This is a genomic window from Methylobacterium bullatum, assembly GCF_014845095.1.
Classification (GTDB): Bacteria; Pseudomonadota; Alphaproteobacteria; order Rhizobiales; family Beijerinckiaceae; genus Methylobacterium; species Methylobacterium bullatum.
The window spans coordinates 58777-71078 of the sequence record NZ_NKUG01000077.1 but is presented as its reverse complement, the minus strand read 5'-3'; the positions used below and the strand labels follow the sequence as shown (position 1 = coordinate 71078).

At 67.6% G+C, this 12302-nt stretch carries 13 protein-coding genes; 2 read left to right on the top strand and 11 right to left on the bottom strand.

Features of this window, described 5'->3' with window-relative positions:
* Positions 1-72: 72 nt before the first annotated feature.
* From MBTS_RS12220 to MBTS_RS12190, 7 genes are all read right to left on the bottom strand, one after another.
* The gene (locus MBTS_RS12220; RefSeq protein ID WP_056143765.1) at positions 73-579 is read right to left on the bottom strand and encodes a phosphate-starvation-inducible PsiE family protein; all 507 of its coding nucleotides are present in this window, start codon (positions 577-579) and stop codon (positions 73-75) included.
* A gap of 70 nt (positions 580-649) precedes the next feature.
* Positions 650-1207 carry a DUF4337 domain-containing protein gene (locus MBTS_RS12215; RefSeq protein WP_018045979.1) on the bottom strand — a complete coding sequence of 186 codons (558 nt, stop codon included), beginning with the start codon at positions 1205-1207 and terminating at the stop codon, positions 650-652.
* Between the two features lie 93 nt (positions 1208-1300).
* Entirely contained in the window at positions 1301-2347 is a 1047-nt protein-coding gene (locus tag MBTS_RS12210; protein WP_147832725.1) for a sulfate/molybdate ABC transporter ATP-binding protein, read from the bottom strand.
* A 4-nt stretch (positions 2348-2351) separates the two neighbouring features.
* A complete protein-coding gene (gene cysW / locus MBTS_RS12205) occupies positions 2352-3233 on the bottom strand; it encodes a sulfate ABC transporter permease subunit CysW (RefSeq protein WP_147832726.1) in 882 nt (293 codons plus the stop codon).
* The gene (gene cysT / locus MBTS_RS12200; protein WP_147832727.1) at positions 3226-4083 is read right to left on the bottom strand and encodes a sulfate ABC transporter permease subunit CysT; all 858 of its coding nucleotides are present in this window, start codon (positions 4081-4083) and stop codon (positions 3226-3228) included. Before cysT ends, cysW begins: the two co-directional genes overlap by 8 nt.
* 321 nt (positions 4084-4404) lie before the next feature.
* Positions 4405-5487, bottom strand: coding sequence for a sulfate ABC transporter substrate-binding protein (locus MBTS_RS12195; protein ID WP_373321339.1), 1083 nt, complete (start codon positions 5485-5487; stop codon positions 4405-4407).
* Between the two features lie 687 nt (positions 5488-6174).
* Positions 6175-6363 (bottom strand): hypothetical protein, encoded by a 189-nt coding sequence (locus tag MBTS_RS12190; RefSeq protein ID WP_026176314.1) that lies wholly within the window; start codon positions 6361-6363, stop codon positions 6175-6177.
* Between the two features lie 395 nt (positions 6364-6758).
* On the opposite strand from MBTS_RS12190, the gene MBTS_RS12185 reads away from it, so the two are divergent.
* Positions 6759-6980, top strand: a complete 222-nt coding sequence (locus MBTS_RS12185) for a hypothetical protein (protein ID WP_018045985.1) — start codon at positions 6759-6761, stop codon at positions 6978-6980.
* A gap of 261 nt (positions 6981-7241) precedes the next feature.
* On the opposite strand, the gene MBTS_RS12180 is transcribed toward MBTS_RS12185, so the two are convergent.
* Positions 7242-7637: a hypothetical protein gene (locus MBTS_RS12180; RefSeq protein WP_056143761.1), complete on the bottom strand. Its 396-nt coding sequence runs from the start codon at positions 7635-7637 to the stop codon at positions 7242-7244.
* Between the two features lie 74 nt (positions 7638-7711).
* Positions 7712-8158, bottom strand: coding sequence for a MerR family transcriptional regulator (locus MBTS_RS12175; RefSeq protein ID WP_192215762.1), 447 nt, complete (start codon positions 8156-8158; stop codon positions 7712-7714).
* Positions 8159-8226: 68 nt separating this feature from the next.
* On the opposite strand from MBTS_RS12175, the gene MBTS_RS12170 reads away from it, so the two are divergent.
* The gene (locus tag MBTS_RS12170) at positions 8227-9000 is read left to right on the top strand and encodes a cation efflux transmembrane domain-containing protein (protein WP_192215761.1); all 774 of its coding nucleotides are present in this window, start codon (positions 8227-8229) and stop codon (positions 8998-9000) included.
* Positions 9001-9220: 220 nt separating this feature from the next.
* Here the strand turns inward: MBTS_RS12170 and MBTS_RS12165 are convergent, their stop codons facing one another.
* Both MBTS_RS12165 and MBTS_RS12160 read right to left on the bottom strand, forming a co-directional pair.
* A complete protein-coding gene (locus MBTS_RS12165) occupies positions 9221-11569 on the bottom strand; it encodes a xanthine dehydrogenase family protein molybdopterin-binding subunit (protein ID WP_192215760.1) in 2349 nt (782 codons plus the stop codon).
* Positions 11566-12045, bottom strand: coding sequence for a (2Fe-2S)-binding protein (locus MBTS_RS12160; protein ID WP_056143750.1), 480 nt, complete (start codon positions 12043-12045; stop codon positions 11566-11568). The genes MBTS_RS12165 and MBTS_RS12160 overlap by 4 nt, the downstream gene beginning before the upstream one ends.
* Positions 12046-12302 lie beyond the last annotated feature (257 nt).

Below are 12302 nucleotides of genomic sequence, written 5' to 3'. Positions count from 1 at the left end.
TCGTCTCATCGGCCTGATCTGAAGATCGGGCCTCGTCTTCGCAAGTGCGAAGCCAGTTCCAAGACGGCGGGATCATTCCTTGCCGGCCACCTCGTTGTCGTCGCGGGCGCGATGCAGCAGGAAGATCGAGATCACCATGGTGAGGATGAGCCCGGACAGCACCCCGAGTTCGATCATGGAGGCGCGGAACAGCGCCTCGCGCTCGGCCGTCATCGGCGCGTGCATCACCTCGGAGGATTGCAGGGTGATGACGAGGACGCGCCGGATCGAGGCGATCAGTCCGACGATGAGGAAGGGCTCGCAGGTGAGCCGCCCCGAGCGCATCGAGACCCGCACCGTGTGCAGGATCTCCACCAGCATCAGCAGGAACAGCAGGCTGTCGACGATCTTGAGGAGTTCGCCCGAGCCCCCGAGATGACGGATCGCCCCGAAGAGCAGGCCCGTCGCGTCGATGAGCGCGAGGATCGCCGTCCCGGCGAGGAGCAGGCCGAGGGCGGCATAGACCGCATGTTCGGTGTGAAGGAAGACGAAGGCCGAGACCCGGGTCAGCCGGCCTTCCTGCTCGCTGTCTTGCGCCATGTCTCGCCTCCCTTTCCTTCAACTGTCGCGAAGGAGGCGAGAGTCCAGGCTCGGTGCCGGGATTCGTGCGTCAGTGGAAGAACGGCAGAACGTGCGGCGCGTAGAGGCCGAAGCCCAGCATCACGAGGCCGGCGAGGCCCAGGAACCCGCCCGCCAGCGTCAGCGCGGCGATGCCGGTGATGACCTGGGCCGAGGCGAGCACGATGCCGATCTGGAAGGCGGCCGAGCCGAACTCGTAATGATGGTAGCGATGGAGCGCGAGGTCGCGGTGCTCCTGCGAGGCCCGCGCCTTCTCCTGCAGCTCCTTGCGCCCGTCGCCGGTGGCGGGGTCGGATTCCCAGCGGGCCATGGTCTTGGCCCATTCCGCGCGCTTGGCCGCGATGGCCGGTGCGTTGGCCGTCTCCGGCGGGATCAGGGCGAGGGTCTCGTCGGCGGTCTTGAGGATGGTGCCGCGGATGGTGCGGGCCTGATAGTAGGCCCATTGGTTGGAGGATTCGACGTTGGCGCTGAGCGCTTCCGTCTGCGCACCCTTGGCCAGGGTCTCGGCCAGCGCCAGGAACAGCGCCAGCACGGAGATCAGCAGCGCGACCTTCTTGTTCGAGCCTTCGATGGCTCCATGACCCGACATGCCGGATGCTCCCTCTCGATTTCGACGGCGGGAGTCACAGCCGATCCGCGGAGGAAGCGCAACCGTTTCCTCCGCGGCGCTGGCGCCGCCCCGTCAATCCTTGAAGACGTAGCCGGCGTTGATCGTCAGGCCGACCTTGCGGCCGGCGGCGAGGCGGTGGGTGTCGGAGGCCTCCACCACCACGGTCTTGCCCTCGGAGCGGTCCACCTCGATCCGCTGGCGGCCCTGGCTGCGATAGGAGGAGCGGACATGGCCTTCGAGATGGGCCTGGTCGGGCTCGGCGAATTGCAGCTGCCACGGCCTCGCATAGAGCTTGACCGGGCCGACGAGGCCGGGCGGTGCCTTCACCGGGGTGAGGCGGCCGTTGACGCGGACCTCGCTCCCCTGGGCGATGGCCTCCACCTCGATCGTGTCGCCGAGGAACTTGAGCACGGTGGAGGAGACCGGGTTCTCCTGGACCTCGTCGGGAGTTCCGATCTGTTCGAGGCGGCCCTTGGACAGGACGGCGACGCGGTCGGAGAGTTCCAGCGCCTCGTCCTGGTCGTGGGTCACGAAGATCGTGGTCTGGCCGGTGCGGTCGTGGATCTCGCGCAGCCAGCGGCGCAGGTCCTTCCTCACCTGGGCGTCGAGGGCGCCGAAGGGCTCGTCCAGCAGCAGCACGCGGGGCTCCACGGCCAGAGCGCGCGCCAGCGCGATGCGCTGGCGCTGGCCGCCGGAGAGCTGCGACGGGTAGCGGTCGGCGAAGCCCGAGAGCTTGATGAGGTCGAGGAGATCGCCGACCCGGCGCTTGATCTCGGCCTTGGCCGGCCGGTCCGCGCGCTTGCGGGCGTTGAGGCCGTAGGCGATGTTCTCGGCGACACTCATGTGCTTGAACAGGGCGTAGTGCTGGAACACGAAGCCGACGGCGCGCTCCTGCACCGGAACCCGCGTGGCATCGTCGGCGCCGAAGATGATCCGCCCGCGATCGGGGAAATCGAGCCCGGCGATGATGCGCAGCAGCGTGGTCTTGCCCGAGCCCGAGGGACCGAGCAGCGCCAGCAGCTCTCCCGCCCGCACGTCGAGGGAGAGGTCGTGCAGCACCGCCGCGGTGTCGAAGGTCTTCGACAGCCCCTCGACCCGGATCGCCGTGGACGGTCCCACCGGGTCAGTGGCCCCGTGCGCCGGCTGCGATCTCGGCGCTGAAGCGCCATTCGAGAAGGGATTTGACGAGGAGGGTGACAAGAGCGAGGCCGGCAAGGAGGGAAGCGACGGCGAAAGAGGCAACGAAGTTGTACTCATTGTAGAGGATCTCCACGTGGAGCGGCAGCGTGTTTGTCAATCCGCGGATATGGCCCGAGACCACCGACACCGCGCCGAATTCACCCATCGCCCGGGCGTTGCAGAGGAGCACGCTGTAGAGCAGCCCCCAGCGGATGTTGGGCAGCGTCACCGTCCGGAAGGCGTGCCAGCCGGAGGCGCCGAGGGTCAGCGCGGCTTCCTCCTCCGCCGTCCCCTGCTCCTGCATCAGCGGGATCAGCTGGCGGGCGACGAAGGGGAAGGTGACGAAGATCGTGGCGAGCACGATGCCGGGAACGGCGAAGATGATCTGGATGTCGTGCGCGAGCAGCCACGGGCCGAGGAACCCTTGAGCGCCGAAGACGAGCACGTAGATCAGGCCCGAGACCACCGGCGAGACCGAGAACGGCAGGTCGATGAGGGTCACGAGCAGGTTCTTGCCGCGGAATTCGAACTTGGCGATGGCCCAGGAGGCCATGACGCCGAAGACGAGGTTGAACGGCACGGCGATGGCCGCGGTCAGCAGGGTGAGGCGGATCGCCGAGCGGGCATCCGTCTCGGAGAAGGCGGCGAGATAGGCCGACCAGCCCTTGGCGAAGGCCTGGATGAACACCGTCACCAGGGGCAGCACCAGGAACAGGGCGAGGAAGACCACCGCGATCCCGATCAGCAGCGCGCGGACGGCGAGGCCTTCGGTGACCACGCTCCCGGCGCGGGCGGGGGGCCGAGTGGTGGCGAGGGCGCTAGACATATCCGAATCTCCTGCGGCTCCAGGCCTGGATCAGGTTGATGGCCAGCAGCGTCACGAACGAGATGCCGAGCATGATCGTCGCGATGGCGCAGGCGCCCCCGTAATCGAACTCGGAGAGCTTGATGACGATGAGGAGCGGCGCGATCTCGGAGACGTAGGGCAGGTTGCCGGCGATGAAGATGATCGAGCCGTATTCCCCGACGCCGCGGGCGAAGGCGAGGGCGAAGCCCGTGAGCACCGCCGGGATCAGCGGCGGCACCACCACCTTGATGAGGGTGTGCCAGCGATCGGCGCCGAGGGTGGCCGAGGCCTCCTCGATCTCCTTGTCGATTTCCTCGATGAGGGGCTGCACCGTCCGCACGGCGAAGGGCAGGCCGATGAAGACCATGGCGATGTAGATGCCCACCGGCGTGTAGGCGGCCTCGATCCCGAGCTTGGCGAGCTGCTCGCCGACGAGACCGTTGGGCGCATAGAGGGAGGCCAGGGCGATGCCGGCGACGGCGGTGGGCAGGGCGAAGGGCAGGTCCACCACCGCGTCCACGATCTTGCGGCCGGGGAACCGGTAGCGGGTCAGCACCCAGGCGATGAGGAAGCCGAAGACCGAGGCGGTGAGCGCGGCGAGGAGCGACACGCCGAAACTCACGCGCAGGGCGCTGGCGACGCGCGGATCGGTGGCCACCGCCCAGATCCCCCACAGGCCGAGGCCGGAGGCGCGGGCGACGAGGGCGGCGAGCGGCAGCAGCACGATGATGCCGAGGCAGGTCAGGGTGTAGCCGAAGGTGATGCCGAAGCCCGGAATCACGCTGGGCTGACGGAAGCGTCGTCTCGGACGCAGAGGGGGCTCTGCCATGGAGTGGTCCTGAAGTGGGTCGCCTCGCTCACGCATCGGCGGGTCGGGAAGCGGGTGCGGTGTCCGGCGGAAGGTCGCCCTCCGCTCCGCGGGCACCCTCGCCGTGACGGCTAAGGGTCACACATTTCGCGGTCTGCGCTGACGAGCCCTCCTCCCCCTTGTGGGGAGGAGTTGGAGGTGGGGGTGGTCGGGCGACCCTCAAGCTGCGGAGGCAAGCGGCGCCACCCCCACTCCTGACCTCTCCCACAAGGGGGAGAGGGACGCGCTCTGCCTGCAGCAGCAGATGTAGGAATCCCGTAGCCGCGACGGGGGAGGTCCGCGTTACTGCGGCGGCTTGCTCAGCTGGTCGAACAGGCCGCCATTGTCGAAGTTCTTCTTCTGGATATCGTCCCAGTTGCCCTGGAGATCCTCGATCTTGAAGAGCTTGAGCTCGGGCAGCTGCGCGAGATGCTCGGGCTTGGCGGCCTCGCGCTTGATCGGACGGTAATGGTGCTTGGCGAAGATCGCCTGTGCCTTGTCCGTGTAGAGGAACTGCAGGTAGGCCTCGGCCTGCCTGCGGGTGCCCTTCTTGTCCACATTGGCGTCGACCAGGGCCACCGGCGGCTCGGCGTAGATCGAGGTCGGCGGCACCACGACGTCGAACTTGTCGCGGCCGAACTCGTCGAACACGAGATAGGCCTCGTTCTCCCAGGTCGGCAGCACGTCGCCGAGACCGCGCTGGGCGAAGGTCACGGTGGAGCCGCGGGCCCCCGTATCGAGCACCGGCACCTGCTTGTAGAGCTGGCCGACGAAGGCGTTGGCCTTGTCCGCGTTCTTGCCTTCCTTCTCGTAGGCGTAGCCCCAGGCCGCGAGGAAGTTCCAGCGCCCGCCGGCGGAGGTCTTCGGGTTCGGGGTGATCACCTTCACGTCCGGCTTCACCAGGTCGCCCCAGTCCTTCACGCCCTTCGGGTTGCCCTTGCGCACCAGGAACACCACGGTGGAGGTATAGGGCAGGCCTTCGTTGGGCAGCTTGGTGCGCCAATCGGCGGGAATCTTCTTCGAGATGCGGCTGATCGCGTCGATGTCGGAGGGGATGCCCAGGGTCACCACATCGGCGGGGATGCCGTCGATGACGGTGCGGGCCTGCGAGCCCGAGCCGCCATGCGCGGCCCGGATGGTGACCGTCTCGCCGGTCTTGGCCTTCCACTCCTCGATGAAGGCCGCGTTGATCTCCTTATAGAGTTCCCGCGTCGGATCGTAGGAGACGTTGAGGAGTTCGGTCTGCGCCTGGGCGGTGCCGGATGTTAGCAGCGCGGAGCCGAGCCCCGCCGAGACCAGGCCGACCGAACCGGCGCACAGGGCGAGGATACGCCTTCTCCGGGAGAGACGGCGGGCGTTGGGCGTCGAGGACATGGTCGAGCTCACAGGGTTGTCTCCGGCTACGTCGCGGCGCGGGAACGTTGCCGTCCCGATGCCCCGGTGATGCTACGTTTCGTTCTTTTTAAAGAACAATGTCAAGCTTGGCCGGATTGGCGTTACTGAGCTTAGATAGGTAATTCTCCTTTAAAAAACGAGTCCCTGAAGAACTCCAGGCGGCATGGAGAACGAAAATCTCTCCGTTGCCGGCGATTTGGAACAACATGCTCAGGGAGGCTGGTTCTTTAGAAAGGACGTTCCGCCCCGGATCACGCGCCGATCCGCATGGCGGACTCCGGCCGATCGCGAGGGCCGCTAGGCCGGCGAATCGGCGAAACGGAGAGCGGGGCCGGACGGCGTCGGACCGATCCATGGAGGCACGACGAAGCGCCGGTTGCGGCATGCCGCGACCGGTCGTCCGGGCTGGGTGGCTCTCGCTGTGTCGAGGGCCGTGATGTGGAGGCAGGCTGGAACGCCGAAGCGTCTCGCGGGGGCCGTTCAGTCGGAGGCGAGGGCGACCAGGGAGAACAGGGTCGCGAGCAGGATGTTTCCGGCGACGACGAGAACGAGGACGGTCATGGGATCGGGTTTCGCGGGTTGGCTGCGGACGGGCCGGGCAGGTCCGGCGCGTTGGCGGAACCCATAGCACCGCAATTCTGAACGGCGTGTGTCGTCCCGCTCATCCGGCGTGACGAGTCAGCCCTTCGTGCGGCCGAGCTTCGTCAGCAGCGTCTCGATCCGCTCGCCCACTGGTTCGACCAGTGAAGCCGCATAATGGGTGCGCAGGTTCAGCCCGAGATGGCGTCGTACGCTCGCGGAGAGCGCCACCGGTCTTGCCCGGTGTGCTCGACCGTCCTGCCCGTCATCCGGCTGCATTTTGGTCATGAGGGGTGGCTCCGCTCATACTCGACTTTCTCACGGGTGAGTGAGTCGGTCGTGACCAGAAGGCTCCCACGGATTGGTTAAGAACAATTTTATCGATTCCGCGAAAGACGCATGCGGCCGAGCTTTGCCGGGCGCCGCCAGTTTTCCTCTTTCCTGTCAATGACATTTTACATTTCCAGGGCGAAATAAATCCGCCGCCCGTCCCTCCGGGAGGAAATGGCACGCCTGCAAAGGGTTGCCTCCGGCCGACCCCTCGGCCGACCCGCCGACAGGGTTACCGAATGGTTTCCGGCTGTGGACGGCTGCACCGAAGCGGGGTTACAACGCTCTCGCTCGCTGAGTCGGATTCAAGTGTTCGGAGAGCAAAAACTGCACGAAGGGGAGATCTTCAAAGAATGCAGACCATCACCATCACAGTGCGAGAGCGCGACACCGTATTGGCGGCATTGCGTTACTATCAATTCTATCGCCTTCAGGGCCATCCCTTCGATCCTCGGCAAGATCACCTGATCGATGCAATTGCAAGCCACTCAGGTGAAAGTCTAGATCTTGCGGAGATCGATGATCTGTGCGCCGGCATTCAGGGCAACAAACACGCCCTCAGCGCCGCCGCCTAGGCCCCCCGAAGGGATCCTCCATCGACGGCGGCGGCCTTCCCACGCCGCCTGAAAGACAAGGGACGGGCGAGCCGGCACGCAGTCCGCGTCCGTGCCGATACGACGCCGGTCGAGGCGGATGTCCGAGACGGCCTCAAAAGAAGAAACTTCTCTTTTCACGCTTTGCCGGGACATCCCCACGACCCGCCGCGCCATCGCGCAACGGGCCATCCTGCGGGCCACAGGCACCGTGCCGGGCTCCCCCGGCCGGTGCGCCCGCGCTCACGGAGCCGTGGCAAGCTGGCTCTTGGCGCGCTGCAGCGCGGCGTTACAGGCCTGGGCGTCGCCCTTGCCGTCGGCGGTGCGGGCCTCGTCCAGGGCGACCTTGGCCTGCATCGCCGCATCGGAGCCCTTGCCGGCCTCGGCGGATTTCTCCGGCGGAGCGGCCGGGGTCGAGGCGTTGCCTGCCTGCCCGGTCTCTCCCTGGCCTTCCCGCGCGCCGGCCGCCGCCTTGCCCGAGGTCGAGGCCGAGATGGCGCCGGTCGCCTCCTCCTTCACCTTCGCTTCGAGGCGCGCGATCTCCTCCGAACACGGGGAGGCGAGGACCGGGCCGGCCACGAGGCTGGCGGCGAATCCGGCGGCCAGTACGGCGGCGAAGGAACGGGGTCTCTGAAACATGGGGCATCCTCAACGGGGGGCTGTGACGGGACAACCCGCCGCCCGCCTCTTCGGCTCCGCCGGAGCGGCGAAGTTTACGCCTCGGCGAATCCCGGCCGCGCACCGCCATGGTCGTGGTCGCATTCGCCGTGATCCGCCAGAACCTGGATGACCCGGCGCTCGCCCACCCGCCCGTGGCCGCATTCCGTCACCATGCGCTGCAATTCCGTGCGCAGGGAGACCAGCCGGGCAATGCGCTGCTCCACCTCCGCCAGGTGGCGTCGCGCCAGGCGGTCCACCTCGGCGCAGGATTCCTCCGGCTGCGCGCTCATGGCGAGAAGTTCGCGAATCGCATCGACCTCGAAGCCGAGCTCGCGCGCGTGCCGGATGAAGTTGAGCCGCGCCACCTCGGCGTCGCCATAACGGCGCTGCTGCCCGTCGGTGCGCGGGGGCGAGGGCATCAGCCCGACCTGCTCGTAATAGCGGATCGTCGGCACCTTCACCCCGGCGCGGCGCGACAGGATTCCGATCGAGAACGTCATTTTCCGCTTGATCCTCTAGTCGCTAGAGCTTGTAGGCTCCTGTCTAACGACGAAACGAGGAGACAGCCATGGCCGAATCCTGCTGCGGCACGAGCCAGAACCAGACCGCCATCCACACACACGCGCATGCTCATGCACCCGGCGACGGGCATCACCATGCCGTCGCGCCGCACGCTCCGACAGCCTCGGCGCACGAGGAATCCTGCGGCTGCGGCGGCGGCGTTCCGGTCTTCGACGGGGTCGATCCGCGCTACAAGCGGGTGCTGTGGCTCGTCATCGCCCTCAACGGCGCGATGTTCGTCACAGAGATGGCGGCGGGCCAGGCGGCCGGATCGCAGGCGCTGAAGGCGGACGCCCTCGATTTCCTGGCCGACACCGTCACCTACGGCCTCAGCCTCGCGGTCATCGGCGCGAGCCTGCGCACCCGCTCGTTGGCGGCCCTGGCCAAGGGGGTGAGCCTCAGCCTGATGGCGGTCTGGGTCTTCGGCTCGACGCTCTACCAGACCCTCGTCCTCGGCGTGCCGAGCGCGGAATGGATGGGCGGCATCGGCCTGCTGGCGCTCGCCGCCAACGTCGCCTCGGTCCTGCTGCTGATGCGCTACAAGGACGGCGACGCCAACGTCCGCTCCGTCTGGCTGTGCTCGCGCAACGACGCCATCGGCAACATCGTGGTGATGGGCGCGGCGCTCGCCGTCTGGGGCACCACGTCGGCCTGGCCGGACCTCGCGGTCGCCGCCCTCATGGCCGGCATCTTCCTCACCTCCTCGATCCAGATCCTGAAACAGGCCTGGGGCGAGTATCGGGAGGAAGGCCGGGAGGCGCGGGTCTTGGCTGTGAGATAGAAGGACGGCACCCTCGCCGGCCTCATTCCCATTCGGTACCTCATCCTGAGGCGCCGGAGCGCAGCGGAGGCCTCGAAGGAGGCCTCCAGTTCGCGCAGTCGGCGCTGGACCCCTCCTTCGAGGCCGCTTCGCGGCACCTCAGGATGAGGTGGAGGACTGGATCACGTGTCGAACGATGTGACCCTCCGGCCCAAGTCTTCGGGCCGAAGGGTCTTTGTGTTTACGAGCTCAGCTGGTCGCGGATCGGCAGCTGCCGGATGCGGCGGCCGGTGGCGGCGAAGACCGCGTTGGCGATGGCCGGCGCCACGGGGGGGACGCCCGGCTCACCGACACCGCCGAGCGGGCGGCTGTAGTCGTTGTTCTGGATCAGGTGGACGTGCAGCTCCTTCGGGGCAGCGTCGAGACGGGTGATCTCGTAGCCGTCGAAGTTGTTCTGCTGCGCGCGCCCGTCCTTGAAGGTGATCTCGGCCGACAAGGCCAAGCCCATCCCCATGACGACGGCGCCCTCCATCTGCGAGCGGATACGCTCCGGGTTGACGTGCGGTCCGCAATCGACGGCGATGTCGATGCGTTTGACCGAGACCTCACCCTTGGACCCCACCTCCACTTCGGCCGCCACCGCCGTATGGGTGACGAAGCTGTAGTGTCCGGCAATGCCGAGGCCCCGTCCCTTCGGCAGCTTGCGGCCCCAGCCGATTCCCTTGGCCGCCGCCTCGATGACGCCGCGCAGGCGTGCGGTCTCGATCGGGTAGCGGGCGGGATCTTCGCCGTAATTCCACACATCGCCGATGCTGGTCGGGTCGATCACCCGGTCGGGGCCGATCAGGGCCAGCAGGTACTCCTTCGGGTCCCGACCCGCCGCATGCGCCAACTCGGCGACGAAGGACTGGATCGCGAAGGCGTGCGGGATGTTCGACACCGAGCGGAACCATCCGATGCGCACATGCGCGTCCGCCGCCGGGTTCTCGAGGCGGATATTGGGCACGGCGAACGGCGTGTTGGTCAGCCCCATCCCGAGCTCGAAGGGCAGCTCGTTCTTGGCGCCGGCGGCGAAGATCGAGCCGATCGTGGGCGCCGCCGAACGGTGGAGCCAGGCCACCGGCATGCCCTTGTCGTCGAGGCCGGCCTCCAGGCGCTCCACCGAGATCGTGTGGTAGTAGCCGTGATGGAGGTCGTCCTCGCGGGTCCAGGTGAGCTTGACCGGGGCACCGTCCACGGCCTGCGAGCACAGGGCGGCCTCGAGCACGTAATCGGGCTTGGACTTGCGGCCGAAGCCGCCGCCGAGGAGCGTCACGTTCACCCGCACCTTGTCGGCCGGCAGGTTGAGCTTCTTGGCCAGACGGTCGTGGGTCGCCTGGGGCGCCTGGGTACAGGCCCAGGCCTCGCAGAATCCGTCCTTGATCCGCACCGTGGCGGCCGGCGGCTCCATCGGGGCCTGGACGAGATGGGGCACGAAATACTCGGCCTCGATCCGCTGCTTGGCCTTGGCCATGGCGCCGTCGACGTCGCCCTGGTTGCGCACGACCTTGCCGGGCGCCCGCGCCGCCTTCTCCAGCTCGCCCCGGAAGGCGACCGAATCGTAGGTCGCGTTCGGGCCGTCGTCCCAGGTGATCTTCAGGGCCTCACGGCCCTTCATCGCCGCCCAGGTGTTCTTGGCGATGACGGCGACGCCGCCGATCGGCTGGAACTCGGACGGGATTTCGGGCGCGTCGATCTTGAACACCTTGACCACGCCGGGGATCTTCATCGTCTCGGCATCGTCGTAGCTCGCCACCTTGCCGCCGAAGACCGGCGGGCGGGCGACGAGGGCGTAGAGCATCCCGTCGAGGCGGGTATCGAGGCCGTAGATCGCCTTGCCGGTGGTGATGTCGCGGTTGTCGATGAGGCCGATCTTGCCCTTGCCGATGAACTTGAAGGCCTTGGGGTCCTTCAGGATCACGCTCTCGCGGGCGGGGACGGCGAGTTCGGCGGCGGCCGCCGCGACATCGCCGTAGCCCAGCGTGCGCTTCGACTTGACGTGGGTGAGGACGGAGTTCTCGGCCTTCACTTCCGCTGCCGGCACGCCCCATTGCTTGGCGGCGGCCTGGACCAGCATGGCCTTCGCCGCGGCACCCGCATGGCGCAGATGCGGGAAGAAGTGGCGCAAGCTCCGCGAACCGTCGGTATCCTGGTTGCCGAACCGGGCTTCGTCACCCCAGGCCTGGGCGACCTTCACCTTGGCCCAATCGGCCTCGAGCTCGTCGGCCACCACCAGGGCGACGGAGGTGCGCACGCCCTGGCCCATCTCCGAGCGATGGCAGGTGATGGTCACGGTGCCGTCCGGCGCGATGGCCACGAACACCTTCGGGTCGTCCTGCCAGCCATGCGGCATGGCATCGGCGCCGAACTTTTTGGGACCCTCGGCCTTCTCCTCCGCCCGCGCGGAATCGCGCCAGGACAGGGCGAGCACCAGGGCGCCCAGTCCGCCGAGCATGGCGCGGCGGCTGACATTGGCGAGAGCGCTCGGCGCTTCGGGGGCGGCGGTCGTCTCGGTGGCGAGGTCGGCCGTGAGCTGTGCGTCGTGAATCACAGGCGCTCTCCCTTGTTGGCGGCCGGCGCGTTTCCGGCGGCCTGGTGGATCGCGGCGCGGATGCGCGGATAGGTGCCACAGCGGCAGAGGTTGCCGCTCATGGCCTCGTCGATCTGGTCGTCGCTGGGCTTCGGGGTCTCCTTGAGGAGGGAGGCCGCCTGCATCATCTGCCCGCACTGGCAGTAGCCGCATTGCGAGACGTTGAGGTCGCGCCACGCCGCCTGGACCGGGTGGTTGCCGTCGGGGGAAAGCCCCTCGATGGTCACCACCTCCTGGCCCTCGGCCGCGGAGATGGGGGTGACGCAGCCGCGCACGGCGGTGCCGCCGAGATGGATGGTGCAGGCGCCGCAGAGGGCCTGGCCGCAGCCGAACTTGGTGCCGGTGAGGCCGACTTCGTCGCGCAGGAACCACAGCAGCGGCATATCGGGATCGCCGTCGAAGCTGCGTTCAGCCCCGTTCACGGTGAGTTTGATCATCGGTGTATCCTGTCATCGCTCAGGCCACGGACCGGACGAGATCGGCTGGCCACCAATCCGTCGGGCTCGCGAATACCTCGGAGGTCGTCAGTCAGGCGCGGGGCGCGCGCGACATGGTCGCCGTCCCGCATCGAAACGTCTTTGAGGTGCGGCAGCGGATCCGGCGCCCCTCGACAGGGAGCCGTCGCAGTGCACGAAGCGCCCACGCCCCGTACCTCATAATGAATCCAATTAAACGGTCGGGGTGCTGCAGTGCA